Raw genomic sequence first — 26,291 nt, forward strand, 5'->3', positions numbered from 1 at the left:
GCTTCAGAACGCGACGCCGTACTTGGACAGGATGCGCCTGGCCTCGACCATGGAGCTCAAGCCGATGATGTCCTCGGTCTCGAGCATGACGCCGAAGACCTCCTCCAGCTCCGTGATCAGCGACATGTGCGCCACCGAATCCCACTGTGCCACGCTGCCGTAGGTCAGCTCGTCGCTGACCTGTTCCGGGGGCAGACCCAGCACGGTGACGAAAGCGTTGCGAAGCAGATCCTGGTTGCTCATGGGCATGTTCCGTGAATGAAAAAGGCGCGGGGCGCCAGCAGCCAATATAGCCAGCCTTGTACTGCGCCAGCGCCGGAATAGCGCCGGTTCAGCGCCAGAGATCACCGGCCACCACGTCCAGCAGGCCGTGCTGCTTCAAGGCTTCGATCGTCGGCCGCAACGTCCACAGCGGCTGACCGATGCGGTCGGCCACCTGCAGCAGACTCTCGCTGCCGTCGCAGTAGGCCAGCAGGTCCATCATCGCCTGCACCTGGCGGCCGGACTCTTTCGTGCTAAGCGTCGGGTACAGCCCGCGCTTGCCAAGCTGAGGCTCGCAGGGCTGGCGGGCCTGCAGGACCTCGTCCATCTCGATGCACTCGATCGCACGCTGCAGCGCCTCGAAGCCCCCGGCCAGCCCCGCTGGCGTGACGAGTTGCAGGTCATCCAGTGACGTGTGGTACTCGGGATAGCAACCATACTTAGTGCGCATCATCGACGCCACCGGCAGGTCCGCACCCGGGCTGCAGTACTGGCGCTCGTCACTGCCGCGGTCCAGAAAGCTGTAGCTGGCAAAGCCAGGCGCGAGGTGGCCCAGCACATGCAGCGCCGCACGATCGGCCAGCGTTCCGCCGCGGCGCGATGGCAGGAAGGAATGCGCCCGCTCGTCACCCACGCAGGTGACGACATAGCCCGCCACGACCCGCTCGCGCAGCTTCGCGAGGTGCCGGCTCAGATAGACGATGGCACCGATCGTCTCGGGCACGATGACCAGCCGATAGCTGTACCGCCGCCGCGGCAGCGCGGCGAGCCAGCGCGCGAGGTACAGGCTGACGACCGGCCCGCTGAGCTCGTTGTTGGCCATCGACGGATGGCACAGGTAGGTCGAGATCAGCACTTCCTGCGGCGAGTCGCCCGGGATGAGCGCATCGCCGTAGTTCAGCACGCCGGGGGCCAGCGTGGCGTCCACATGCACGCGGTAGCGTCCCGGCTGTAGCGCCTCGCGCTCGCGGTGGCGCATGCAGAACCCCCAGCGGCGGCTGTAGTAGGACGTGACGTACGGAATGGCGTCCGGCTGCTCCGGCAGCGAATGGAGGTGGGGCTGCAGGTCTTCCAGCGACAGCTCGGCATCGACCGCCTCCGAGTAGCCCAGCAGATGCAGGTTGTGGGTGGCGAAATCACAGATGCGCCGGCCGTCCGGCGTCTCGATCCACGCCGCTCGCGGGTTCCATTCCAGCGGCACGGTCCAGTCGAATGCCGGCGTGCCACTGGGTACCTCGTGCATCGCCAGCGGTTCGAACCGCGCCTGCAGCATCCGCAGGGACTGACGGAATCCCTCACCCGTCAGCGAGCGGCAGATCGGGAACAGGTCGCGGCACAGGTCATGCATCTCCTGGCCCAGTGCAAGGTCGCTCATGCCTTCTCTCCGATCCGGTACAACAGGTTCTCGGCCTCACCGCGTCGGATGACGCCGGCCACTTCGTCGAACAGCGCACGCGCCCGCACCCAGCGCAGGCCCGCGCCCTGCATGGGCCGGCACCCCTGCCACAGGCCCTGTGCCCACAGCCGCTCGCCCATCGGCTCCACCCACGTCTGCACACCGGCGGCCAGGTCACGCACATACAGCCCGTAGCGCTTGCGACACGTGGTGCCCAAGGCGTCGGTGTAATCGCCCTCGAACACCTTGTGATAGCGCCACGGCGCCGCGCACATCTCCTCGACATGATGGTGATAGGTCATGCTGGCCTGGTCGCTCAAGTCCAGCACGCCGACCTTGCCGTCCCACTCGCGCAGCAGGGCGAAAGGAGAGTCCGCACCGTAGCCGCTGAAGTTGTCGAGCCCGCGCACGGCTGGCGCATGCGCGCCAATCACCGCGAAGGAATAGATGGGGTGGCCCGTCCGCACGGCCTGCGGATGCCTGCGCGCCGCCTCCGTCAGCGCGCCCATGTGGGAGGGCGTGCTGCGCATGTCGAACGGCTTGCCGGCCGCAAAATCGAAGTTGAACAGCGGCAGCAGCAGCGTGCCGCCGGGGCTCACCGCTTCCAGCAGGCTGTCCAGCAGCGCCTCGGCTGACCACGGCAGACCGGCGCGGCGCCGCCCCACCGACCAGCGCAGGCTGTCGCTGTGCAGCAGCAGGCTGTCGCCCGCCTCGATCCCGCAGCCCCGCCACGCCTGCGCGGCTTCTGACAATTCCATGACCCCTCCGTCGTGATCCCTGCATGTTGGCATGCGGGAGCCCGCAGTGAAGCGGTGAACTGCCCGCGCGCCAATGCGCTTCTCGCGCCAACTGGTGGCCTGGAGCCGCGCTTTTCAGATCCAGGGCAGGGGCGGCGGTGTGCGAGCATGCGGCCGACCTTCGCCCCACTACGCGCCCTGCTGCCCGCCCCATGCCCGACATCGACCTGAACGCGCTGCTGGACCGCTGCGGCCTAGCCGCCCTTCGCTACGTCGACGACCGGCACGCGTGGCAAACCGCGTGGCAGGCCGCGCCCTACCAGCTGATGACGTACGCGCCCGGCGTGCTGGACTACCAGGTGTGCTACCTGCGGGAGTCGCAAGAGCAGCTGCAGGACCTGAGTCTCGTGCTGATGCACGACGGCCGACCCTGCGGCGTGTTCCCGCTGCTGCTGACCCACGTGGACGATCATGCGCACCTCAGCGGCAACGGCAGCCGCATCACGCCGCCGCTGTTCGCCGCGACGCTGCCCGCCGGCACGATCAAGAAGCTCTGCGCACGGCTCATGCAGCTGCTGCGCCTGCTGGCCACCTCGCTGGGCTGCCAAACGCTGCTGTTCGAGCAGCCTTGCATGCCGCCGCAGGAGGGGCGCGGCCAGGACGACTGGTACCGCCAGTGGCTGGCAGCCGGAGCGGCCGTCAGTGTGAAACACGATCTCTTCGCCGACCTGCAGCGGCCGCTGGCAGATGTGCGCAGCAGTTTCCGCAAGAGCTACAAGGCGCTCATCAACACGGGCCTGCGCGCCTGGCAGGTTCAGCTGCTGGACGCCGGTCATGCCGACGCGGCAGCGTGGGAAGAGTTCAAGCAGCTTCACATCACGGTGGCCGGCCGGCGCACCCGCGCCGACGTGACCTGGGCGTACCAGCTGGACTGGATCCGTCAGGGCTGGGCCTTCGCGGTGCTGCTACGCGACCCAGCCGACGGTCGACTGGTCGGCGGCGGCTTCATCGAGCACACGCGCGACGAGGCGATGTACGGAGTGGGCGTCTACGACCGCACGCTGTTCGACAAGCCGCTGGGCCATGTCGTGCAGCAGGTGGCGATCGAGCGGCTCGTGGCGCTGGGCATTCCCTGGTACCGGCTGGGTGAGCGCAGCTGCCCGCAGGACCAGCCGGCGCCGAGCGCCAAGCAGGTCGCGATCTCAGACTTCAAGCAGGGATTCGCCAGCCACCTGTTCACACGGCTGGAATTGGCGTTGCCGGTGGATCGCTGGGCCGCCGCGGAGCCGTCAGCGGCGTAGCCAGTCGCGCAGCGGTCGCGCGTCGGCCGTGCGCGCACGAGCCGCATCGAACTGCGCGCGCCGGTAGCGTGCGAACACCGACGCATTGGCCTGCATCAGCGCAAGCCGCTGCTGGGCTTCGACCATGCCATAGCGGGGCACGACGCGTTCATCCACGATGCTCCACTCGTGCCAGGCCAGCGGCCGCAACTCCACCTGCATGACGGCCAGGCCCTCACGCACCAGGTCCTGCAGGCCGGACGTCGGCACGTCGAAACCCAGCGTCAGGTCACAGCCGCGCGCGAATTCCAGCAGGCTGCCCTGCGTGTTCTGCATCAGGCCGTCCACGTCCGTCTGCAGGCACTGGGCGACCAGCGTCACCGGCGTCTCAACCGCGCGCACGCGCAGCTTGAGCGTCAGGCCGCGCTGTGCGGCCCAGTCCCGCCAGCCCTGCACCGCGCCGGCGTAGGCGGTGAAGTCCACCATGCACATGCCGTTGGCGCTGATACCGTTGAGCACCAGGCCGACGGTGCGCAGCTCGCCGGTCTCGGCCGGGGCTTGCCAATCGCCCGGGTAGCGCAACGGGCCGCTGGGCAGCACGCGATCGGCGAGGTCCAGGCAAGGGCCGTCCTGCATCGCATGGTGCAGGCACAGCGGCGCCAGACCATCACTCTTGATCGCCAGGTTGTGAACGCGCGAGTGCGGCAGCACGAGAGTCGCCATGCCCTGCTCGCGGGCGTAGGTCATCAGCGCGCCGTGCACGGTGGCATCGTGGTTGGAGATCAGAAGCTGGCGCGGCGGGCGGCCGGCGAAGTGCTGCTCCAGCCACAGATAGAACAAGGTCTGCGCCTCCAGCGCTTCCCACAGCGCCTGCAGCTGCAGGTCCAGAAAGCGCGGCTGCGCGATCCAGCGCACCAGATGCCGCCGCAGCACGTCTTCGATCGGCACGCGCAGCGCCTGCACGCGCGCGCAGGCTTGGGCACCGAGCAACGCCCGCACCTCGGGCAGCCCGACCAGGCCGCTCGCCGGAACGCCGTCCAGCGGCACGTCGTACATCTGCGGGCTGAGCGCGCCCACGCGCAGGCCGCTGGCGCGAAGTTCATCAGCGATGTAGCGTGCATCGTGGCCGCAGGTCGGCACATGGGCGATCAGGTCCAGCGCCGCCGGCAACTGGCGCAGGTCCGGCAACTGGTAGGCATCCAGGCCCGGGCAATCGAAGCCGTACGCCGTGTGGTGCAGGCCGCGATCACGCAGCTCGTTAACCAGCAGCAGCCCCGGCACGAACGAGTGCACGCCATAGGTGTGGGCTTGCTGCGGCAGCAGCACGTGCCAATGGTCGTGCGTATGCTGGGCCAGCACTTCGGGCCAGATCCGGCGGTAGCCATGCAGCGTCCAGAGCAGATGAAAGATGCGGTGGCCACTCCACGCGCCGTCCACCGCGGCCGGCGCGATGGCGGCCAGCACTTCGCCCAGGTCACGGCACAGCGCCCGAGCGTCGCGCTGCGCATCGGTGAACGCGGCACCAGCGATGTCGGCGCTTGAACGCACATGCACCAGCGGCGCGGCGATGCCCTGCCCCAGCGCACGGTCGTAGATGACCGGGTCGGGCAAGAAGGCGCGGCAGCCCTTGTCGGCGACCAGGGCCGCTGCCATCGGCAGATCAAAGCGGTGCAGCACCGTGACGACTTCGCTCACGCGGTCTCCAGATGACGTCCAGTCGAAGAAAGGCCGCCTCTACGGGCGGCCCGCATCAACGCAGCGCGGCCATGACGCCCGGTCCCATGGACCACAGCATGGCCAGCGATTGCTGCGCCTCGAACAGCGTGCTGAGCTGCGCGACGCGCAGGGAATAGTAGTCCGACTCCGCGCCCATCACGTCGAACAGCGAGCGCCGGCCCATCTGCTGCCACTGAACAAGCGTGGCAGCGCGCAGGCGTTCGCTGTTGCGCAGGATGTCCACGATGCGGCGCGAGCGGTCCAGCGCCGCCTCGGCGGTGCTGTACAGGTCGCTCATCTGGTAGATCTTGGCGTTGAGCGAATCGCGCTCCTGCGCCTCGGCCGCTTCGGCACGCTGGCGAGCCGCCTGCTCGGCGGCCTGCTGGCCGGGTTGCAGGATGGGCACGGTCAGGCTGACGCCTGCATTCCACTCGCCGGCCTTGCTGCCGGGTCGCGCCACGGTGGCGATGCCGGTGCCGCCCAGGTTGACCTGGGGCTTACCTTGCGCAGCAACGCTCTGCGCATAGCGGCGCTGCGCCCGCGAGTTGGCCTGCAGGTTCAGCAGGTCCGGCGCGTCGGCCGCGGCGCGCTTGAGCGACTCGATGTCCGGAAGTTGGTTCAGTACGGTGGCGTAGCTGGCGCTGGGCGGCAGGTCATCCCCTACCAGGCGCTTCAGGCGGAACTCGGTCGAGCGCAGCGCGCTGACGGTCTGCTCCATTGACAGCTCGGCGGTCATCTGGCTCTTCTGCGCCTGGATCAGCTCGCTGGCCCGACCCTTGTCGACCTTGACGATGCCCTCCAGCGCCTCCACGAGGCAGGCCATGCGGCGCATGTACTGGCGGTAGATCTGCGCCTGCAGCAGCAGGCGGCCACGGTCGAGCGAGTAGTTGACGACCTGCACGGCGATCTGCTGCTGCGCATTGAACAGCCCCTGGCGCGACGCCTCGGCGAGCTGCGCCCGCCAGGCCGCGTTGTAGGCGACGCGGCCGGCATCCCACAGCGGCATGCTGAAGCCCAGCGACAACTGGGACTGCACCTGGTGCTGGCGCACGCTGCCGACCTGTTGGCCGGCAGCGGCGCCGCTGACTGTGGCGTTGACGCTAGGCTGGCCGGCCTCGCTGGCCTGCACCCAGTCCTCGCGTGCGGCCTGCGCCAGCAGCGTGGCCGCGCCGATCTGCTCGCTGCGGCGCAGCGCCGTGTCCACCAGCGTGACCAGTTGGCCGCGCGGATCGCTGGACGCGACCGACAGGTCCACGCCCCTGGCCTTGTCATTGAGGACGGAACTGTCATCCTCGCCGCACCGCAGCTGCGCGCAGGCAGGCATGGCGATGCCACAGGCCAGGGTGAGCAACAGAAGGCGGGAGATGGCGCGCATGGGCGGTACAGCGGCAGGAGACACAACCTTCACTAGACCATGGCGCCCACAGCCGAGAAGACGCGAGAAACGGCGGATGGGGTGGCCTATTCCGCGGACGCACTCGCCGCCACGGCACTCACGATCGACCGCTTGTCAGCGCTCCTTCAGCGCTTCCTGGCTCTTCATCAGCGGCCGCAGCACGAAGCTGAGCACGGTGCGCTCGCCTGTCTTGATCTCGACCGTGGCGCTCATGCCAGGGATGACCGGCAGCGGCTTGCCGTTGCGCGTGAGGGTGTTGTGGTCGGCGCGCACCAGCGCGCGGTAATAGCGTGCATCTCCCGTGGCGGTGATCTTCTCGTTGTCACCCAGCGTGTCGGCGCTGATGGTCTCTATCCGGCCTTCCAGGCCCCCGTTGATGTTGTAGTCGTAGCCGGTGATCTTCATGATCGCACGCTGGCCGACCTGGATGAAACCCACCTCGCTGGGTGGCACGCGGGCCTCGATCAGCACCGCCTCGCCCAGGGGCACGATCTCCATGATGGGCGCGCCGCTGCCGACCACGCCGCCCAGCGTCGTGATGCGGATGTTCTTGACGATGCCGTGCACCGGCGAGCGCAGCACCGTGCGCTTCATCGCGTCCTGGCGAACCACCTGCTGCTCGTCGAGCGCGGCCAGTTCGTTCTCCTGACGCGTCAGCTCCTGGCTGGCGTCCTGGCGAAAGCGACTGATGCGTTCCTGGCGCTGCTGGCGCAGGTCGTTGATCTGGCGGTTCACACGCATGACCTCGACCTCGGACATGAGCCCGCGCGCCGACAGCTCCTGCGCCACCTTCAGCTCCTTGGCCAGCAGCCCGATGCTGCGATCCAGGCTGGACACTGCCTCGTCCAGCAGACGTTGGCGGGCCTCGTAGGCCTGCCGCTCCAGCTGCACGGCCTCGGCCTTGGGCGGCACGTCGGCCGGCAGTTCGAAACGGCTGCCATAGGCCTCAGCCCGTAGCCGCGCCACGGCCACACGCATCGCCGTGCGGCGCAGCGCGCCCTCGTTCTCCTGCGCCTCCACACGGGTCGGATCCAGGCGCGCCAGCTCCTGGCCGGCCTGCACCTCCTCGCCCTCGCGCACCTTCAGCTCGGCCAACAGGCCGCTGTCCAGACTGGCGATGACCTGCTCCCGCGCCTCAGGCACGACGCGGCCTTGCACACGGCTCAGCTGATCCACCTTCGCGATGCTGGCCCAGGCGACGGCGGCGAACAGCGCCGCCGCCAGCAGGTACAGCGCCCACATCGAGCGCGGCAGTGGCTCGTCAGCCAGCGCATTGGCCAGCGCGCTGGTGAACATGCCGTCGTGTCGGGCCGCTGCCATCACGCCTCACTCGCCGTCGGTCGCAACGTCACACCGAGGCCTGCCGCTGCACGGGCTGCGCGGCCGGGTGCATGTGCACCTGCGGCTGCTGCTCGGCCGCGGGACGCACGCCGGACAAGGCGGCCAGTACCTTGTCGCGCGGACCGTCCAGCACAACCTTGCCGTTGTCCATGACCACGACGCGGGTGACCAGCTCCAGCACTGCCGGCCGGTGCGTCACAGCCACCAGCGTCACGCCGTCGGAGGCCTGCTTCAGCTGCCGCAAGAAGCTCATCTCCGACTGCGCATCCATCGAGCTGGTGGGCTCGTCCATCAGCAGGATCTTCGGCCGGTTGACCAGCGCCCGCGCCAGCGCCACCAACTGCCGCTGGCCGCCCGACAACATGGCGCCCATCTCGCCCACCGGCAGGTCCCAGCCTTGCGGATGCGACGAGACGACACGGTCCAGACCGGTCAGCTTGGCCACTTCGACCAGCCGCGCGGCGTCCACGTCGCTGCGGCCCATCAGCACGTTGTCGCGCAACGAGCCGTGGAACAGCCGCGGCTCCTGCGACACGAAGCCCACATGGGCGCGGTACTCGGCTGGGTCTACCTGGCGCAGGTCGATGCCTTCGACCTCGACCATGCCCTCGGTCGGCTGGTAGAGCCCGCCCAGCAGCCGCAGCACGGTGGACTTGCCGCTGCCGATGCGGCCAAGGATGGCGATGCGCTCGCCGGCCTCGATGCGCAGCGACACGCCGTTCAACACCTTGGGCGCCGCCTGTCCCGGCACGGGCGGCGGATAGCTGAAGCCCACGTCGTTCAGGCCCACGCGGCCGCTCACCTGGCTCAGCGGCACGTAATGCTGCCCCTGCTGGCGCTCGGTCGGCTTGCTCATCAGCGTGTCCAGGCTCTGCAGCGCGGCGCGCGCGCCCTGGTAGCGCGTGACCAGCCCAACCAGCGCTCCCAGCGGCGCCAGCGCACGCATGGAGAACATGATGGAACCCACCAGTGCACCCTGCGTGATCGCGCCATCGCGGATCAGATAGACGCCCACCAGCAACATGACCAGTGTGTTGACCTGGTACATGGAATGCGTCAGGTGGCTGATGAGCCCGTGCATACTGCGCATGCGGTGGCCGGACTCCGCCGCCACGGCATTGCTGAGCTCGTAGCGGTGCTGGAACTGCGGCGCCGCGCCGGAGGTCTTGACGTCCTCAAGCCCTTCCAGCGCCTCCACGAGGTTGCCCTGCAGCTCCGCATGCTCGGCCATGCCGGTGCGCACGGCGCGGCGCACCAGGCGCTGCAACACGAGGATGCCGATCAGCATCAGCGGCACGATCAGCGTGACCACCCAGCCCAGCGGCCCGCCGACGACGAAGATCATGCCGATGAAGATCAGAATGAAGGGCACGTCGCTGATGACGGACATCGATGCCGAGGCAAAGAAATCCCGCACCGTCTCCACCTGGCCCATGTAGTGGGCACAGGAGCCCGCCGACGCAGGCCGGTGCTCCATGCGGATGGACAGGATGTGCTTGAACAGCCGCGAGCCGATGATGAGGTCGGCCTTGCGGCCGGCGAGGTCGATCAGGTCGGCCCGCAGGTGCTTGGCGAACAGGTCGAAGGCTACGCACAACGCGCCCCCGATGACCAGCGTCCACAGCGTGGCCAGTGCGTCCTGGTGCGGGATGACCTTGTCGTAGATGACCGCCGTGACCATGCCGGTGCCCAGCATCAGCACGTTGCTCAGCAGCGCGGCGAGCATGGCGCCGCGGTAATAGGGCATGAAGCGCTTGAGCGTGCCCCACAGCCAGTGGTCAGTCGCGTCCAGCTGGATCAGGTGGTGGTGGGCGCGGGCCTGCGCGCGCGGCACCTCGGCCGGGCTGACCAACAGGCAGAAGCCGCTGTACTCGTCCTGCAGCTCCGTCAGCGATGCCTCGCAGGCCTTGGCGTCGGCACCGGGAAACACCACCTCGAAGCGGCCGGCGCCGTCGCTGAGGGGGCGCACCAGCAGGCAGGCATCACCGCCCTTGAGCAGCAGCACGGCGGGCAACATCAGGCCGTTGATCTGCTCCAGCGCGCGGCGCTGCATTGCGGCGTCGTAACCGGCCTCGCGCATCAGGCGCACGGCCTGGTCGGGCGCCAGCGCGCCATCGGCCGCACCATCAGCACGCAGCGACGCCGCCGAACGCGGCCGGCCGTGGTACTGCGTCAGCCAGACCAGCGCATGCAGCAGCGGGTCGCCGAGGTCGGCGCCTGCACCGGCCACGTCCTCGGCCTCGGGCCGCCGCGGCGGCGCGGGCGGTGCCTCCGCGAGGTGCGGGCCGCGTCGACCGCCCTCGGCGGGCGGGTCGAAGAAGTCATCGCGGCGAGGGGAAGGCGGCACCGGGGCTACTCCGTCTCAGCGCTCAGCGGCGCGCCAGCGCCAGTTGCTCGAACTGGTCTTCCATGTCGCGCACCAGGCCAGGCATGTCGAACAACGGCGACGAGCGGCCGTGCTCGGCCAGGTAGCGCTTGTACGAGCGCGCCCGCGCCGGGTTCGACCCGATCAGCACGGCCATGCGCTCGTAGTCGGCCAGCGTCGTGACGGCCAGCTCAGGCAGTCCCACCGCATGCAGCAGGCTGCCCGCCATGCGGGAGATGTAGCTGCGGCCGCTCAGCGTCAGGATGGGCGTGCCCATCCACAGGCAGTCGTTGGCCGTCGTGCCGGCGTTGAACGGGAAGGTGTCCAGCACCAGGTCGGCCAACTGGAAGCGGGCCAGGTAGTCTGGCGGCGCGGCGCGCGGCGCGAAGTACAGCCGGTCAGCCGACACGCCCATGCGCGCGGCATGGGCTAGCATGTTCTCGCGGGCCTTGTCGTTGTCCGCCAGCAGCCACAGCACCGAGCCCGGCACGGCGGCCAGGATCCGCATCCAGGCCTCGAACATCGGCTGGGTGTACTTGTGGTTGTTGTTGAACGAGCAGAAGACGAAGCCTTCCTCCGGCAGCCCGACCTGTGCACGCGTGGGCGTGCTGCCAACGGGACGCTTGCGGTCGCTGGACTGGTAGCAGTGCTTCAGGTAGATGGGCCGCTCCGTGCAGTACGGCAGGTACTCGGGCGGCATCACGTAGCGGTCGGCAATGATCCAGTCGACACCCGGGATAGCCGACGTGGCCGGCAGGCCGAGGTAGCTCACCTGCACCGGCGCCGGCCGGCGCACGAGGATGTCCGGCCGGGCGCCGTTGGTCAGGCCTTGCAGATCCACCAGCACGTCGATGCCGGCCGCAGCAATCAGCTGGGCAGCCTCCTCGTCGCTGCGTCCCTGCAACGGAATGACGTGGTCCATCGCCGCGCGGATGCGCGCCTGATGAGGCGTGCCGTCGTTGCCACTCCAGCAGAACGCAAACACCTCGAACCGCGAACGGTCGTGCAGCTCGAAGATCTCCGACGTCAGGAAGCCGACCGCATGCATGCGCAGGTCGCCCGACAGGTAACCGATGCGCACCTTGCCCTCGCGCTTGACGCGGGCGTGCAGCGGCGGCCCCTTGTACTTGGTTACCTTCTCGGCGACGAAGCGCTGGGCCACCATCAGCTGCAGAGCCGGGTCGTCGCTATAGCTCAGCATGGCCAGCAGCGAGGTGTTGGACAGCAGCTGGTTGGGCGTGACCTCGCCGACCGGCTCGTAGATCGGCCAGGCGCATTGCTTCTGGCGAATATGGACATAGTGCTGCAGCACATCCGGCTGTTCAGGCTGCAGCACCAGCGAGCGCCGCATCAGCGCCTCGGATTCGGGAAAGCGCCGCTCCTGCTCCAGCAGCCTCGCCATGTTCTTCAGCGCATGCAGCCGCATCTCCTGCGGCGACGTGCCCATGACCTCGGCCGTGGTGTCGCTGTCGGCCACCTCGCGCCACGCCTGCAGCGCCTCTTCCTTGCGCCCCTGGTGCTCCAGTTGGTGGCCCAGATTCACGCGCGCCTGCAGGAAGTCCGGCTTCAGCGCCAGCGCCTCGCGGTAGACGCGTTCGGCATCCTCGTGCCGGCGCAGCGACGACCAGACCGTGCCCAGGTTGTACATGGCCACCAGGCGCATCGGGCCGTCGCTGTGGTCCAGCCAGGCTTGATACAGCTGGCCGGCCAGATCCGGCTGACCGTCGGCCTGCAGCTGGTTGGCACGCGACATCACGTCGGGCAGGCTGAGGCTGCGCGCACGCACGGCGGCCATCAAGCCGTCCCATTCGGGCGGCAAGGCCTGCGGGACGCTCAAGGTCTGCATGCTCGGACTGGCGATGTCCATGGTAATTCCGGGTTGGAAGGCGGTGGCGCGGCCGGATGGCGGCTCATGGCACGGATTCTCCGCCTCTCCCCCCCGCCCGATCCGTGCAATTGAACCGTGCAACGCGCACTTTTTGCGGCCGAAGTCGCCTCTGCGCGCCTGCGGCCGACCGCCACGCCCGGGGCACAATGGCCCAAAACGTGATGCCCCCATGAACGTCATCATCCTGGACGACTACCAAGACGCCGTGCGCAAGCTGCGCTGCGCGGCCAAACTGGAACACCTGAACGCCAAGGTCTTCACCAACACCGTCAAGGGCATCGGCCAGCTGTCCGTGCGCTTGCGCGACGCCGAGGTGCTGGTGCTGATCCGCGAGCGCACGGCCTTCCCGCGCCAATTGCTCGAAAAGCTGCCCAAGCTCAAGCTCATCTCCCAGACCGGCCGCGCCGGCTCCCATATCGACGTGGACGCCTGCACGCGCCTGGGCATAGCCGTCGCCGAGGGCGTGGGCAACCCGGTAGCACCGGCCGAGCTGACCTGGGCGCTGATCATGGCCTCCATGCGCCGGCTGCCGCAGTACATCGGTAACCTCAAGCACGGCGCCTGGCAGCAGGCCGGCCTCAAGGCCGCGTCCATGCCCGCCAATTTCGGCGTGGGCTTGGTGCTGCGCGGCAAGACGCTGGGCGTATGGGGCTACGGCCGCATAGGCCAGTTAGTGGCCAGCTACGGCCGCGCCTTCGGCATGAAGGTCATGGTCTGGGGCAGCGAACCATCGAGGCTCCGCGCCGAGGCCGACGGCCACGAGGCAGCGCCTTCGCGAGAGGCCTTCTTCGCCGAGGCCGACGTGCTGTCGGTTCATGTGCGGCTGTGCGACGCCACGCGCGGCCTCGTCACGCCCGAGGACCTCGCCCAGATGAAACCCACAGCCCTCTTCGTGAACACCTCGCGCGCCGAGCTGGTGGTGGAAGGCGCACTCGTATCGGCACTCAACCGCGGCCGCCCCGGCATGGCCGCCATCGACGTGTTCGAGAGCGAGCCCATCCTGCAGGGCCACCCGCTGCTGCGGCTGGAGAACGCCGTCTGCACGCCGCACATCGGCTACGTCGAGCAGGACAGCTATGAGATGTACTTCGATGCCGCCTTCGACAACGTGCTGAACTTCATCAACCACCAGCCGACGAACATCGTGAACCCCGAGGCTCTCAAAGTCATCCGGTGAACCGCCCGCAGTCCTGCGTCGAGCTCTACCTGGCCTTCTCGCGGCTCGCGTTGCAGGGTTTCGGCGGCGTGTTGGCGGTCGCGCAGCGGGAGTTGGTGGAGCGGCTGGGCTGGATGACGAAGGAAGAGTTCGTCGAGACCCTGGCCATTGCCCAGGTGCTGCCCGGCCCCAACGTCGTGAACCTGTCCATGATGGTCGGCGACCGTTTCTTCGGCGCGCGCGGCGCGATGGCCGCGCTGGCCGGCATGCTGTCGCTGCCGGCCGTCATCGTGCTGGCGCTGGCTGCCAGCTACACGCAGCTGTCGCACTACCCGCTGGCCACCAACGCCCTGCGCGGCATGGGCGCCGTGTCGGCTGGGCTGGTGGTGGCCACCGGCATCAAGCTGCTGCCGGCGCTGGGCAAGAGTCCGCTGGGCCGGCCGCTGGCGCTGGGCCTGGCGGCCGCGGCATTCGTGCTGATCGGCCTGCTGCGCTGGCCACTAGTCGCTGTGCTGGCGCTGGTGGGCGGCGGCGGCATGGCGCTCGCCTGGTGGAGGCTGAGGTGAGCACGCCAGTCGACCTGCTGGCGCTCTTCCTGCATTTCCTGATGCTGTCGCCGATGTCCATCGGCGGCGCCATCACGACGGTACCGGAGATGCACCGCTTCCTCGTCGACAAGACCGGCTGGCTCACTGAGACCGACTTCACGACGTCCATCGCGCTGGCTCAGGCCGCCCCCGGGCCCAACATCCTGTTCGTCGCCGTGCTGGGCTGGAACGTCGCGGGGCTGCCCGGCGCTGCCGCGGCGATGGGCGGCATCATGCTGCCGTCCACGCTGCTGACGCTGTCGGCCACTCGCTGGGCGCGTTCCAACCGCGAGCACCTGGCCGTGCGCGCCTTCGGCGCCGGCATGACGCCGCTGACGCTGGGCCTCATCATCGCCACCGGCTGGCTGCTGGCCCTGCCCTTCCTGCGCGCGGAAGACCACCGCTGGAACACGCTCGCGCTGATGGCTGCGACCGTCGTGCTGGTGATCAAGACGCGGCTGTCGCTGGTCTGGATGGTGCTGGGCGGCGGCGTTCTCGGGGCGCTGGGCCTCGTCTAGACGGGTGAACGCCCTTCCGATGCTGACGCCCTGAAATGCGCTGGCGGCCGGCCCAGCAGCCGCACGAACGAACGCCGCATGCGCTCGGTGTTGCCGAATCCGCAATCCAGCGCAACCCGCTGCACCGACGCCTCGCCGCCCTCCAGCGCGGCCCGCGCGGCCTCCACGCGCAGCCGCTCGACGACCTGGGCTGGCGTCGCGCCGGTCTCTTCACGGAAGCAGCGTGCGAAATGCCGCGGGCTCATGCAGGCCCGCTCCGCCAGCGATTCGACGCGATGGTCCTGCTGCAGCTCGCCGCGCACGGCGTCCAGCAACGCGGTAAAGCGCCCCTCGGGCCGCTGCAACTCCAGCAACGGCGAGAACTGAGACTGCCCGCCCGGCCGACGGCGCTCCACCACCAGTTGCCGCGCCGCTTCGCGCGCCACGGCCTCGCCATGGTCGTGGGCCACGAGCGCCAGGCACAGGTCGATGCCGGCCGTCATGCCCGCGCTCGTCCACAGCTCGGGCTGGCCGTTCGCGCGCCGTGCCGGCTCGCGCACGTAGATGCGGTCAGGCTGCAGTTGCACGTCCGGGAACTCGCTGGCGAACTGCCGACTGCGTGACCAATGCGTCGTCGCCGTGCGGTGGTCCAGCAGGCCTGCCGCCGCCAGCAGCAAGCTGCCGCTGCAGATGCTGGCGATGCGGACGCCGCAGCGGCTCGCGCGCTGCAGCCAGGCCACCAGCGTCGCATCGCGGCAGGCCGCGTCCACGCCATCACCGCCGATGACCATGACGAGATCCACGTCCGCCAGCGCGCGCGGCAGGCCTTGCACCGGCCAGGTGACGCCTGCCGAGCTGCGCACGCCGCCTGGCTGGCTGGCCACCAATCGCCATTCATAGCTGCCAGGCCGCTCCAGCCGCGCCACCTCGAACACCGCCATCGGCCCGGCGAGGTCGAGCTGTTGGAAGCCCGGGAAGAGCACGAAGGCGATGCGACAGGTCATGCGGCGACTATGGCAGAAAAAGTGGGAACTGCGTCCTGGCGGTCAGCAGGCCCGCCGCGCACACTGGCTGCATGCAACGCACGGTGAGGACGACATGAACGTGGGCATCCTGGTGTTCGACGAGATGGAACTGCTAGACATGGCCGGCCCCTACGAGGTGTTCACAACGGCCAGCCGCGTGCATGCCCGCACGCAGCCGGACGGCTCCCAACCGCTGTTCACGGTGGTCGCTATCGGCCGCAAGGTGGCCGCCGTGCGAGCCCGCGCGGGGTTGCGGGTGCTGGCGGACCAGCCGCTGGACGCGCATCCCCCGCTGGACGTGGCGGTGGTGCCGGGCGGCGTCGTCGATGCCGAGCTGCAGCATGCGGACGTGCTGGACTGGATCGCCGCCCAGCGCCGCAGCGCGCGCGTGCTGGCGTCCGTCTGCACCGGAGCGCTGCTGCTGGCCCAGGCCGGCGTATTGGACGGCCTGGAGGCGACGACGCACTGGGAAGACCTCGACGCGCTGCAGACCCTGCGGCCGGCGGTGCGGACCGTGGGCGGCCCCCGCTGGGTGGACCAAGGCGCCGTCATCACGTCAGCCGGCATTTCCGCCGGCATCGACATGAGCCTGCACCTCGTGCGGCGGCTGCACGGCCCCGAACTCGCGCTGCGCACCGCGCGGCAGATGGACTACGACTGGACCGACACGCCATGACGACTGCGCCCGGACAAGCCCTCCTCACCATCACCCGCCGGCCCGAGACAGTGTTCGCCCACGGCCACGGCTCGTGGCTGACCGACGAGGGCGGCAAGCGCTACCTCGACCTCGTGCAAGGCTGGGCCGTCAACTGCCTGGGCCACAGCCCCGAGCTCATCCAGCGCGCGCTGGCCGAGCAGTCCGCCCGGCTCGTAAACCCGAGTCCGGCATACTTCAACCGGCCCATGCTGGACCTGGCCGAGCGGCTGGTGGCGCTGAGCTGCTTCGATCGGGTGTTCCTCGCCAGCTCGGGCGCCGAAGCCAACGAAGGCGCCATCAAGCTCGCGCGGCGCTGGGGCAGCCGGCAGCGCGGCGGCGCGCATGAGGTCGTCACCTTCGATCACGGCTTCCACGGCCGCACGCTGGCGATGATGAGCGCTTCCGGCAAGCCGGGCTGGGACCAGCTCTACCCGCCGATGCCAGGCGGTTTTGCGAAGGCGCGGCTCAACGACATCGCATCGGTCGAACGCGCACTGACGCCGGCCACGGTGGCCGTCATGCTGGAGCTGGTGCAGGGCGAAGCGGGCGTGAACCCGGCGGACCGCGGCTTCATGCGCGAGTTGCGGGCGCTGACCACCGAGCGTGGCCTGCTGCTGATCGCCGACGAAGTGCAGACCGGCATCGGCCGCTGCGGCCACGCCTTCGCCTATGAGCTCTACGACATCGAGCCCGACATCATGACACTGGCGAAGGGCCTCGGCGGCGGCGTGCCGCTGGCGGCGCTGCTGTGCCGCGAGGCGCTGAACTGCTTCGAGCCCGGCGACCAGGGCGGTACGTTCTGCGGCAACCCACTGATGGCGGCCGTGGGGCTGGCGGTGGTGAACGAGGTCTGCCGGCCGGACTTCCTGGCCGACGTGCGTCAGCGGGGCGGGCGGCTGTCCCTCGGGCTGCAGGCCATCGTGCGGGACCATGGCCTCGTGGGCGAGCGCGGCACTGGGCTGCTGCGGGCACTGGTGCTGCCGCACGACCGGGCCAGCGATGTGGTAGCCGCCGCGCATGCGCTGGCGCCGGTGGGGCTGCTCGTGAACGCGCCGCGGCCCAACCTTCTGCGCTTCATGCCCGCGCTGAACATCGACGACGCGGCGTTGGACCTGGGGCTGGACCTGCTGCGCCAGGCGCTGCGCGAAACCGGCGCCTGAGGGCGCTGCGGCTCAGCCTTCCTTCGTGCCGAAGATCTTGTCCCCCGCGTCGCCCAGGCCCGGGATGATGTAGCCGACGTCGTTGAGATGGCTGTCGATGGCGGCCGTCCAGCAGCGCACATCGGGATGGGCGGTGGTGAGCGCCTTGACCCCCTCGGGCGCGGCCACCAGCACCAGCGCGCGGACGTCATTGCAGCCGCGCGCCTTCAGCAGGTCGACCGTCGCGATCATGCTGCCGGCGGTCGCCAGCATCGGGTCGATGATGAGAGCCGTGCGGGCCTGCAGGTCGCCCACGAACTTGTCGAAGTAGTTGACCGGCTTGAGCGTCTCGTGATCGCGCGCCAGGCCCACCACCGACACCTTGGCGTTGGGCAGGATGTCCAGCACGCCGTCCAGCATGCCCAGGCCCGCGCGCAGGATGGGCACGACGGTGACCTTCTTGCCCGCGATCTGGTCGACCTCGGTCGGGCCGCTCCAGCAGTTGATCGTCACCTTCTCCGTCGGGAAGTCCGCGGTCGCCTCGTAGGCCAGCAGCCGTGCGACCTCGCCCGTCAGCTCGCGGAACTTCTTCGTCGAGATGTCGGCCTCGCGCATCAGGCCGATCTTGTGCTTGACGAGAGGATGCTGGACTTCGATGACGGCCATGACGGCTCCCTGATTTTTGCTGGATAGTCAGAATTATCCGCGGCGCTGGCGCAGGGCTTCGTAGAGACAGACCCCGGACGCGACGGAGACGTTCAGGCTCTCCACCGCGCCGGCCATCGGAATGCGCACCAGCTCGTCGCAAGTCTTGGCCGTCAGTTGCCGCATGCCCTCGCCTTCGGCGCCAAGCACCAGGGCCACCGGGCGCTTGAAGTCCACGTCGTAGATCGAGCGCTCGGCGCGGTCCGACGTGCCGACGACCCAGATGTCGCGTTCCTTCATTTCATTCAAGGTCCGTGCCAGGTTGGTGACCATCAGGTAGGGCACCGTCTCGGCCGCGCCGCTGGCCACCTTCGCCACGGTGGCGTTCAGGCCCACGGCGCGGTCCTTGGGCGCGACGACGGCATGCGCCCCGGCACCGTCGGCCACGCGCAGGCAGGCGCCGAGGTTGTGCGGATCGGTCACGCCATCGAGCACGAGCACCAACGGCGGGCCTTCGACTGCATCCAGCACATCGTCCAGCGAATGCGGCTGCGCGATCGCCGCGACGCGTGCGACCACGCCCTGGTGGCGCGGGCTGCCGGCCAGCTGGCTCAGCCGCTCGTCGCTACTCTCCACCAGCTTGGCACCGGACTCGCGGGCGCGCTCCAGGAAGGCACGCATGCGCTGATCGCGCCGGGTGGGATCGAAATGGACCTCGGCGACAGAGTCGGGCTGAGTCTTGAGGCGGACGGTGACGGCATGGAAGCCGAAAAGGACGGACTTGGGCGAGCTCATTGGTAGATGTTGGCCCGGTTTCGGGCCCGAAGGTCTAAAACAAAGCCAACACCCCCTCTCAAACCGTGCATGCGGATTTCCCGCACACGGCTTACCGGTGGTCGGTCAGCTCGCAGCATTACGCAGGCCTCCTGCGAACAGGAGCCTTGCTGAGATAGCGGATTGTCCCCGCGCAGGCGATATAGCCCCAGGCTTTCAAAGAAATCGCGATTCCACTGCTTGGCTTGGCCGGCCTTCAGGCTGCGCCCCGCGCGCTTGAGCCGCAGGCTCCTCAGCCGCTTCGCCACGTAATCGTCTACGTCGATGAAGTGATTGGCCGCGTTGCCCGTGCGGAAGTGGTTGCCCCAGCCACGCAGCACCGGATTGAGCGCGCCGATCACGTCGTGCAGATCCTTATGGCACGGCCCTCGCTGGGTCAGCCCCCGCACCCGCTCGCGTACGCGGTTCATGGCCTTGTGGCTCGACCAGCTCCGCAGGTAATACCGCTGAGGCCATGCTGCTGCCAGAGCCTTCCGCTCATGCGCTTGTGCAAATGGCAGTCCAGGAAGTCGAAGCCCGTGCCACCCGGCGCACCGACGCCTACCGGGACGGGACTCTCACCCGTTGAAGTGGCGCAGCGCGCATCAACTCTCCCGTCCTCCGGAGAGTTCAGTCGAGTCTTTGCTTCGTGACGCACCATCCCCGGATTCTCGGTCCGGCGGCCGCGTGCCGCGCTGCACCCCGTCGCGGACGCCGCCGACTCACCGATGGCCTTTCATCGCCCTTCGCGCTGTGTCCCGTTCGCCTCGATGCCTGCCGATGCCGCCCGCGGCGCCGAGGACCTCAACCGTTGGGACAAGCTGTCCTGCAACGGTTTTTCGAGGTGCCGATGCAGCATGTAACCGACAAGCACAGAAAGCATGACCGATAGCGCGATCCCGGCATCGACCATCAGGGGATGGACCGTCTCCAGCTTCAGGTAGACGAATGGCCTGACCACAAGCCATGAGATGACCGGCATATGGAACAGGTAGGTGGCATACGACGCCGCGCCAAACGGATTGGCTGCGCGCAGCGCCGGTCGATCCGAATTGCTGATCGCCGCCCACATGACGACAGCGGCCGGCACTCCCAGCCAGAGGAACCGCCACGGATTGACTTCCGGCCATCGCGCGGCCATCGGAATGGCGCACACAAACGCCAGCACGCCGATCCAGGGAGACAGACGCGGCAACCGGTTCATCTTGAAGGCCGTGCCCAGCAGCATGCCAAAGATGAACTCCAGATAGACCGGCTGAGCCAGAAACATACCAAGGGCCGTGGCGGGCGATGTTGCCCGCGCCACCAGCACCAGGGCGACGATGGCGCCAGCCATGAATGGCACGGAGCGGCCCAGCGCCAGCGCCAGCGCAAATACCAGGTAGAACACCATTTCGTAGGAAAGCGTCCAGCTCACACCGAGGATGGGCTGGATATGGCCGTTGCTGCCCAGGCTGGGCGCCAGCACCGCGGCGGCGATAACCCTTCCGGCGTCCAGCACGTCGGGGTCCGCGCGGCCCGTCTTCCACATCACCGTGGCGGCGCCAGCGATCGGAATGAGCAAGGCCATCCAATACAGGGGATAGATGCGGATGACGCGTCTGAGCAGAAACCACCTGGCGGCCCGTCCTCCACTCTGGCCCGGCGTCGTATGGACCATGATGAAGCCGCTGATCACGAAGAAGACGTCGACACCGATGATGAGGACATTCCAGTTGGCGGACTCCGCCAGCACGAATGCGCTCGTGCCCGGCTCGATATTGATGGCGAAAGCGCGGATGGCATGGTGCAACACCACCATCGAGGCAGCGATTCCTCGCATAGCCTGTACTGTCCAGATTTCCTTCACAGCCTTCTCTTTCGTATATCGGCAGCCTGCATCCCACAACACCTGGCGCCACAATCCAATATGAAACGCCAGGGACTCTTCCAGCCGAAGGCAGGGCGAACGCGTCGCGAACAACGCCTATGCCGGCTGCCCCATGCCTTCAGTGCAGCCACTGAACCGCCATCAGCACGCCAATCAGCACCGGCTGGTGGACCATGTAGTAGCTCAGCGACCATCGGCCGGGCCACGCCAGCGCACGCGGCGCGCGGCCTTTCCACAAGGCCGGCCATCGGCGCGTGACGACGAAGCCCGCCAGCAGCGGCGCCAACCACGGAAGCAGCGGCACGTAGTCTTCCGTGATGGGCTTGTGCGTGACCAGTCCCAGCCAGTCCGTCCAGCGCGTGTCAAAGAAGGGCGACGCCCACAGCTGCGGTGCCACCATGGCCAGCGCGGCCAGCGCGACCAGCACCGCGTCGGGCAGCCGCGCAAGGCCGAAACGCAGCAGCACCAGCATCACGGCGATGCCGTGCAGCACGCCGAAGCTGATCCAGCTGTCGGGAAACATGACGCGCGAGCTCAGCGACACGGCCAGCGCACACGCGGCCACCTGCGCCCAGCGCCGCCAAAAGCGGCCGGCCATCTGCTGCCCGCTCAGCGCCAGTGCCTGCCCGCCGCCCGCGCAGAACAGGAACAGGCTGACGATGCAGCAGCGCTGCCAGGTCCAGAACGGGTCGCGGTAGAAGTTCTGCTGGATCCAGCCGAAGTGGTTGAGGTCGAAACTGAAGTGGTAGGCCGTCATCCACAGCATGGCCGCACCACGCAGCGCGTCGAGTCGGTGGGAGCGGGAGGCGGCGGGCTGGGCGGTCGCGTCAGGCATGGCTGGCGCGCAGTCTATGCGGCAGGCGCCCGCGTTTTGCCCACAATTCGGGCGGTTCCCACTTCGCCCGACTGCCGTGACCTGCTCGCTCCGTCACCCCATTCTCGCCGCCCTGCTGTTCGCGCTGGCCACCACGCCAGCCTTCGCCAAAGCTCAGGCCCAGCCCCGCGCCGTCAGCCCGCGCGGCGCGCTGGACGCCGAGGAGCTGAACAACATCGGCGTCTTCAAGCGCGTATCGCCGTCGGTCGTGCACATCACGACGCTGGCGGTGCAGCGTGACTTCTTTTCGTTGCGCACCAGCGAGCAGCCCAGCGGCACCGGCACCGGCTTCATCTGGGACGACGCCGGCCATGTGGTCACGAACTTCCACGTCATCCAGGGCGGCGACCGCGCCACCGTAACGCTGAACGACCAAAGCAGCTACTCCGCCCGGCTCGTGGGCGCCTACCCGGACCGCGACCTCGCCGTGCTGCGCATCGAGGCCCCGCGCGACAAGCTGCCGGCCATTGCGGTGGGCAGCAGCCGCGAGCTGCAGGTGGGGCAAAAGGTCTATGCCATCGGCAACCCCTTCGGGCTGGACCAGACGCTGACCACCGGCATCGTTTCCGCGCTGAACCGCGAGATCGAGTCCGTCACGCGGCGCACGATCAAGGGCGCCATCCAGACCGACGCGGCAATCAACCCGGGCAACTCGGGTGGTCCGCTGCTGGACTCGGCGGGGCGGCTCATAGGTGTCAACACCGCTATCTACAGTCCCAGCGGCGCCAGCGCCGGCATCGGCTTTGCGATCCCCGTGGACGAGGTCAACCGCATCGTGCCGCGTCTGATCCGCGACGGCCGCTTCATCCGCCCGGTGCTGGGCGTGACCTCGGGCCCGGAGAACCTGGCCAGGGCACTGGGCGCGCCCAAGGGCGTGTTGCTGGTCAACGTGGCCGACGGCAGCCCCGCCGCGGCAGCCGGCCTGAAGCCCTTCGGCCGCGACCGCATGGGCCGCATCGTGCAGGGCGACGTCATCACCGCCGTGGACGGGCGGGCAGTGGCGGACCTGGACGACATGCTGTCGCTGCTGGAGACGCGGCAGATCGGGGAGAAGGTGACGCTGACCGTGTGGCGAAGCGGGCAGACGAGGATGGTGGCGGCGACGTTGGGCAGTTCAGACTGATATCCCTGGCCGGTCACGACACCTGCGATTGCGATGCACTTCACAGCAACGCTTGCCTACGACAAGGCACTGCTGCGCAAGGCTGCCTTCGCATTCTGGCGCCGGTCTGTCGGCATCACCTTCCCGCTCGTGCTGCTCTGCTTTAGTGCCTACCTCGCACTGCGGGCCATGACCGCCCGGAGAGACTGGCCATGGGGGCGATGACGGCTAGCGCCTTGCTCGGCTATCTGGTCTGCGGCGCAGCATGGGTTGTTCACTACCGGAACTGCCTCGCCAAACTGCGAGATATGGGCACACCGATCGCCGAGTTCACGGCGCAAGATGAATCCTTCCCTCTCATCTCTGGCATCCGCACCGCCTCCATGAAGTGGTCATGCGTCATCGAAGTCTGGCGCTTTGACGGCTTCTTGCTTCTGTCTTATCCAAAGCGCATTTCTCAACGCTTCCCCTCCAGAACGTCACACCAGAAATGCAGTCCTTCGTGCTGGACCGAATCCGTTCATCCGGTGGCAAAGTGGACGGCAGAGCGGCACCCGTAAAGTAGCGCCCTTTGCCCGAAGCTGTGAACACGCCGGGCTCACCAAACAAGCGACAGGACACCCCATGGGCGCGCAATGGAAAGCCAAACACAAGGACATCGCTGCCAATGCCAAGGGCAAGCTGTTCGGCAAGCTGGCCAAGGACATCATGATCGCCGCGCGCGGTGGCGCTGACCCGAAGGACAACGCCAAGCTGCGCATGGCCGTGGAGGCCGCGCGCAAGGTGTCCATGCCCAAGGACACGCTGGACCGCGCCATCAAGAAGGGGGCCGGGCTGACGGGCGAAACGGTGCACTTCGAGCAGGTCATCTACGAAGGCTTCGCGCCCCACCGCGTGCCGGTGATGGTGGAGGTACTGACGGACAACACCAACCGCGCGGCGTCCGACATGCGTGTGCTGTTCCGCAAGGGGCAGCAGGGCACACCAGGCTCGGTGAGCTGGGACTTCGACCACCTCGGGCTGATCGAAGCCGAGCCCGCCACGCCTGGCGCCGATGCCGACACCGCCGCCATCGAGGCCGGCGCGCAAGACCTGCTGCCGGCCGATGAGAACGGCGTCACCGTCTTCCTGACCGACCCGACCGACCTCGACCTCGTCAGCCGCGCGCTGCCCACCCAGGGCTTCACCGTGCTGAGCGCCAAGTTGGGCTACCGGCCCAAGAACCCCATCGACCCGGCAAGCCTCAGCGCCGAGCAGCTGGAGGAGGTGGAAGGCTTCCTCGCCGCGATGGACGACAACGACGACGTGCAGCACGTGTACGCCGGTCTGGCGGGCTGACGGCAGCCCGACGACGCAAGGCATGGAGGAGGGCTCCCGCCACGCAACCAGTTGCCGGTTGGCTACGCCCGGCTGGCCGGGGGCGTCGTGTCACCGCCGCTCGTGCCTGCATTGACGGTGCCGGCCGAGCGGGACGCCCGGCCGAGCGTGGCACGGCTGGCACTTGGCCTCTGGACCGCCGAGGCGGCCGACACCCGCCTCAGCCCGGCCTTTCGCGGACTTGCGCCGGCCACGCGAACGCACACCAACAAGTGAAGAAGCTGGCATGAACCGACTCACTTTGGCGCTGGCTACGCTCACGCTGGGCGTGGCCGCCGCAAGCCTGCTGGCCGGAGAGCTGCTGACGCGGCCGGCGCGCCAGGCCATCGGCCCGCCGCCGGACGACCTGGCCGGGGTCGAGCCCGTGCAGCTGCCCGACCCCCTGGGCCAGCGCATTTCCGGGTGGTTCGTACCAGGCCACCCTGGCGAAGGCGCAGTGCTGCTGCTGCACGGCGTTCGCAGCAACCGCCTGCAGATGCTGGACCGCGCCCGCTGGCTGCAACGCGAGGGCCTGGCCAGCCTGCTCATCGACCTGCCTTCGCATGGCGAGAGCACCGGCGAGCGCATCACCTTCGGCCGGCGCGAGGCGGCCGCCGCGGACGCAGCACTGACCTGGCTGCGCGCTCGCTTGCCCGGCGAGCGTATCGGCGCCCTCGGCGTCTCGCTTGGCGGCGCCACGCTGACCTTCGCCGAGCGCCAGCCGGAGCTCGATGCGCTCGTGCTCGAGTCGGTCTACCCCACCATCGTCGACGCGGTGCAGGACCGGCTGACGACAAGGCTCGGCCCCGCGGGCCGTTGGCTGGCGCCGCTGCTGCTCGTGCAGCTGCCGCTGCGGCTGGACATGAACGCCGACCAACTGCGCCCACTGGACGCCGTCGGCCACATCCGTGCGCCGCTGCTGATCGCCTCCGGCACCGAGGACCGCAGCACGCGCTGGGCCGAGACCGAGCAGCTTTTCGCAATGGCACCGGAGCCAAAGACGCTTTGGGCCGTGAGGGGCGCGGGCCACGTGGACCTGCATGCATTCCGCCCAACGGTCTACGAGGCGACGCTGGGCCCGTGGCTGCATGCACGGTTGCGCAAGACCCCGCCTGCCCAGGGCCAAGAAGCGGCCGGCAAGATGCCGGCATGACTCCCCTGCCCCCGCTGTCCATCCTCGACCTTGCGCCCGTCGTCGAAGGCGCCACCACCCGACAGGCGCTGCTGAACAGCCTGGACCTGGTCCGCCTTGCCGACGAGCTGGGCTACCAGCGCTACTGGGTGGCCGAGCACCACAACATGGAAGGCGTGGCCAGTTCGGCGACCGCTGTGCTGATCGGCCAGTTGGCCGCGGCCTCCCGGCGTATCCGGATCGGCGCCGGCGGCATCATGCTGCCGAACCATGCGCCGCTGACCATCGCCGAGCAGTTCGGCACGCTGGCCGAGCTCTTCCCAAGTCGCATCGACCTGGGCCTGGGCCGCGCACCGGGCACCGACCGGCCCACAATGCGCGCGCTGCGTCGCAGCCTGGAATCCACCGGCGAAGACGCCTTCCCGAACGACGTGCTGGAACTGCAGGCCTACCTCGGCCCCGCGGACGCGCACGCCGTCGTGCGCGCCGTGCCGGGCCAAGGCACCGAAGTGCCGATCTGGCTGCTGGGCTCCAGCCTCTACAGCGCGCAGCTGTCGGCCTACCTCGGCCTGCCGTTCGCGTTCGCCTCGCACTTCGCGCCAGAGATGCTGATGCAGGCGCTGCAGATCTACCGCAGCACCTACCGGCCGAGCGCCCGCCACCCGAAGCCGCATGCGATGGTGGGCCTGAACGTCATCGTCGCGCCCACCGACGACGAGGCGCGCTTCTTGTTCACGTCGGTTCAGCAGCGCTTCCTCGGCATGGCGCGCGGGCGGCGCGGCAAGTTGCCGGAGCCCGTACCCAGCATGGACGCGCTGTGGACGCCGGCCGAGCGGCTGCAGGTGGAGCGCATGCTCAGCGAATCGGTCGTCGGATCGCCGGAAACGGTGCGGGCCGGTCTGCAGGCGACGGCGGAGCGCACCGGAGCCGACGAGCTCATCGTCGCCTGTGCGGTGCACGACCACGCGCTGCGGCGGCGGTCCTACGAACTGCTGTCGGCCCTGGCCTGAGCGCCCGG

The 26,291-nt window shown here is 68.7% G+C and carries 25 protein-coding genes; 11 read left to right on the forward strand and 14 right to left on the reverse strand.

Annotated features, from left to right (window positions below; all coding sequences use genetic code 11):
* Window positions 1-3 precede the first annotated feature (3 nt).
* From LXT13_RS17105 to LXT13_RS17115, 3 genes are all read right to left on the reverse strand, one after another.
* Entirely contained in the window at window positions 4-243 is a 240-nt protein-coding gene (locus tag LXT13_RS17105; protein ID WP_233373159.1) for an acyl carrier protein, read from the reverse strand.
* An 88-nt stretch (window positions 244-331) separates the two neighbouring features.
* Window positions 332-1,636: a DUF4910 domain-containing protein gene (locus LXT13_RS17110; RefSeq protein ID WP_233373160.1), complete on the reverse strand. Its 1,305-nt coding sequence runs from the start codon at window positions 1,634-1,636 to the stop codon at window positions 332-334.
* Window positions 1,633-2,415, reverse strand: a complete 783-nt coding sequence (locus tag LXT13_RS17115) for an AAC(3) family N-acetyltransferase (protein ID WP_233373161.1) — start codon at window positions 2,413-2,415, stop codon at window positions 1,633-1,635. Before LXT13_RS17115 ends, LXT13_RS17110 begins: the two co-directional genes overlap by 4 nt.
* A 191-nt stretch (window positions 2,416-2,606) precedes the next feature.
* Between LXT13_RS17115 and LXT13_RS17120 the strand changes: the two genes are divergently transcribed.
* Window positions 2,607-3,695 (forward strand): FemAB family protein, encoded by a 1,089-nt coding sequence (locus LXT13_RS17120; RefSeq protein ID WP_233373162.1) that lies wholly within the window; start codon window positions 2,607-2,609, stop codon window positions 3,693-3,695.
* Here LXT13_RS17120 and LXT13_RS17125 read toward each other — a convergent pair.
* The 5 genes from LXT13_RS17125 to LXT13_RS17145 all read right to left on the reverse strand — a co-directional run bounded on the left by LXT13_RS17125 (window position 3,684) and on the right by LXT13_RS17145 (window position 12,359).
* A complete protein-coding gene (locus tag LXT13_RS17125) occupies window positions 3,684-5,369 on the reverse strand; it encodes a hypothetical protein (protein ID WP_233373163.1) in 1,686 nt (561 codons plus the stop codon). The genes LXT13_RS17120 and LXT13_RS17125 overlap by 12 nt on opposite strands.
* Before the next feature lie 55 nt (window positions 5,370-5,424).
* A complete protein-coding gene (locus LXT13_RS17130) occupies window positions 5,425-6,765 on the reverse strand; it encodes a TolC family protein (protein ID WP_233373164.1) in 1,341 nt (446 codons plus the stop codon).
* A gap of 135 nt (window positions 6,766-6,900) precedes the next feature.
* Entirely contained in the window at window positions 6,901-8,106 is a 1,206-nt protein-coding gene (locus LXT13_RS17135; protein ID WP_233373165.1) for an HlyD family type I secretion periplasmic adaptor subunit, read from the reverse strand.
* Window positions 8,107-8,134: 28 nt separating this feature from the next.
* Window positions 8,135-10,474, reverse strand: a complete 2,340-nt coding sequence (locus LXT13_RS17140) for a type I secretion system permease/ATPase (protein WP_233373166.1) — start codon at window positions 10,472-10,474, stop codon at window positions 8,135-8,137.
* Window positions 10,475-10,496: 22 nt separating this feature from the next.
* A complete protein-coding gene (locus LXT13_RS17145; RefSeq protein ID WP_233373167.1) occupies window positions 10,497-12,359 on the reverse strand; it encodes an O-linked N-acetylglucosamine transferase, SPINDLY family protein in 1,863 nt (620 codons plus the stop codon).
* A 190-nt stretch (window positions 12,360-12,549) separates the two neighbouring features.
* Between LXT13_RS17145 and LXT13_RS17150 the strand changes: the two genes are divergently transcribed.
* From LXT13_RS17150 to LXT13_RS17160, 3 genes are read left to right on the forward strand one after another with little or no spacing between them, the layout of a single operon-like run.
* On the forward strand, window positions 12,550-13,557 hold the full coding sequence (locus LXT13_RS17150) for a D-2-hydroxyacid dehydrogenase family protein (RefSeq protein ID WP_233373168.1): 1,008 nt from the start codon (window positions 12,550-12,552) through the stop codon (window positions 13,555-13,557).
* Complete coding sequence (locus LXT13_RS17155; protein WP_233373169.1) at window positions 13,554-14,102, forward strand: chromate transporter; 549 nt, start codon at window positions 13,554-13,556, stop codon at window positions 14,100-14,102. Before LXT13_RS17150 ends, LXT13_RS17155 begins: the two co-directional genes overlap by 4 nt.
* Window positions 14,099-14,641, forward strand: a complete 543-nt coding sequence (locus tag LXT13_RS17160; protein WP_349254843.1) for a chromate transporter — start codon at window positions 14,099-14,101, stop codon at window positions 14,639-14,641. The genes LXT13_RS17155 and LXT13_RS17160 overlap by 4 nt, the downstream gene beginning before the upstream one ends.
* On the opposite strand, the gene LXT13_RS28700 is transcribed toward LXT13_RS17160, so the two are convergent.
* Window positions 14,638-15,624 (reverse strand): GlxA family transcriptional regulator, encoded by a 987-nt coding sequence (locus LXT13_RS28700; RefSeq protein WP_304622821.1) that lies wholly within the window; start codon window positions 15,622-15,624, stop codon window positions 14,638-14,640. The genes LXT13_RS17160 and LXT13_RS28700 overlap by 4 nt on opposite strands.
* Window positions 15,625-15,718: 94 nt before the next feature.
* On the opposite strand from LXT13_RS28700, the gene LXT13_RS17175 reads away from it, so the two are divergent.
* A complete protein-coding gene (locus LXT13_RS17175) occupies window positions 15,719-16,321 on the forward strand; it encodes a DJ-1/PfpI family protein (RefSeq protein WP_233373170.1) in 603 nt (200 codons plus the stop codon).
* Window positions 16,318-17,502 carry an acetylornithine transaminase gene (locus LXT13_RS17180; RefSeq protein ID WP_233373171.1) on the forward strand — a complete coding sequence of 395 codons (1,185 nt, stop codon included), beginning with the start codon at window positions 16,318-16,320 and terminating at the stop codon, window positions 17,500-17,502. The genes LXT13_RS17175 and LXT13_RS17180 overlap by 4 nt, the downstream gene beginning before the upstream one ends.
* 12 nt (window positions 17,503-17,514) lie before the next feature.
* On the opposite strand, the gene upp is transcribed toward LXT13_RS17180, so the two are convergent.
* The 5 genes from upp to LXT13_RS17205 all read right to left on the reverse strand — a co-directional run bounded on the left by upp (window position 17,515) and on the right by LXT13_RS17205 (window position 21,644).
* A complete protein-coding gene (gene upp, locus LXT13_RS17185) occupies window positions 17,515-18,147 on the reverse strand; it encodes a uracil phosphoribosyltransferase (RefSeq protein ID WP_233373172.1) in 633 nt (210 codons plus the stop codon).
* A 33-nt stretch (window positions 18,148-18,180) separates the two neighbouring features.
* On the reverse strand, window positions 18,181-18,921 hold the full coding sequence (gene rlmB, locus LXT13_RS17190; RefSeq protein WP_233373173.1) for a 23S rRNA (guanosine(2251)-2'-O)-methyltransferase RlmB: 741 nt from the start codon (window positions 18,919-18,921) through the stop codon (window positions 18,181-18,183).
* A complete protein-coding gene (locus LXT13_RS17195; RefSeq protein ID WP_233373174.1) occupies window positions 18,918-19,370 on the reverse strand; it encodes a group II intron maturase-specific domain-containing protein in 453 nt (150 codons plus the stop codon). The genes rlmB and LXT13_RS17195 overlap by 4 nt, the downstream gene beginning before the upstream one ends.
* A 305-nt stretch (window positions 19,371-19,675) precedes the next feature.
* A complete protein-coding gene (locus LXT13_RS17200) occupies window positions 19,676-20,788 on the reverse strand; it encodes an acyltransferase family protein (RefSeq protein ID WP_233373175.1) in 1,113 nt (370 codons plus the stop codon).
* 139 nt (window positions 20,789-20,927) lie between these two features.
* Complete coding sequence (locus tag LXT13_RS17205) at window positions 20,928-21,644, reverse strand: acetyltransferase domain-containing protein (protein ID WP_233373176.1); 717 nt, start codon at window positions 21,642-21,644, stop codon at window positions 20,928-20,930.
* A 76-nt stretch (window positions 21,645-21,720) separates the two neighbouring features.
* On the opposite strand from LXT13_RS17205, the gene LXT13_RS17210 reads away from it, so the two are divergent.
* From LXT13_RS17210 to LXT13_RS17230, 5 genes are all read left to right on the forward strand, one after another.
* On the forward strand, window positions 21,721-22,806 hold the full coding sequence (locus tag LXT13_RS17210) for a S1C family serine protease (RefSeq protein ID WP_419964682.1): 1,086 nt from the start codon (window positions 21,721-21,723) through the stop codon (window positions 22,804-22,806).
* A gap of 191 nt (window positions 22,807-22,997) precedes the next feature.
* Window positions 22,998-23,345, forward strand: coding sequence for a hypothetical protein (locus tag LXT13_RS17215; RefSeq protein ID WP_233373177.1), 348 nt, complete (start codon window positions 22,998-23,000; stop codon window positions 23,343-23,345).
* A gap of 64 nt (window positions 23,346-23,409) precedes the next feature.
* Complete coding sequence (locus LXT13_RS17220; RefSeq protein ID WP_233373178.1) at window positions 23,410-24,123, forward strand: YebC/PmpR family DNA-binding transcriptional regulator; 714 nt, start codon at window positions 23,410-23,412, stop codon at window positions 24,121-24,123.
* A gap of 265 nt (window positions 24,124-24,388) precedes the next feature.
* Window positions 24,389-25,294 (forward strand): alpha/beta hydrolase, encoded by a 906-nt coding sequence (locus LXT13_RS17225; protein WP_233373179.1) that lies wholly within the window; start codon window positions 24,389-24,391, stop codon window positions 25,292-25,294.
* Window positions 25,291-26,283 carry an LLM class flavin-dependent oxidoreductase gene (locus LXT13_RS17230; protein WP_233373180.1) on the forward strand — a complete coding sequence of 331 codons (993 nt, stop codon included), beginning with the start codon at window positions 25,291-25,293 and terminating at the stop codon, window positions 26,281-26,283. Before LXT13_RS17225 ends, LXT13_RS17230 begins: the two co-directional genes overlap by 4 nt.
* Window positions 26,284-26,291 lie beyond the last annotated feature (8 nt).

This window comes from Pelomonas cellulosilytica (genome assembly GCF_021353265.1).
Taxonomy (GTDB): domain Bacteria; phylum Pseudomonadota; class Gammaproteobacteria; order Burkholderiales; family Burkholderiaceae_C; genus Pelomonas; species Pelomonas cellulosilytica.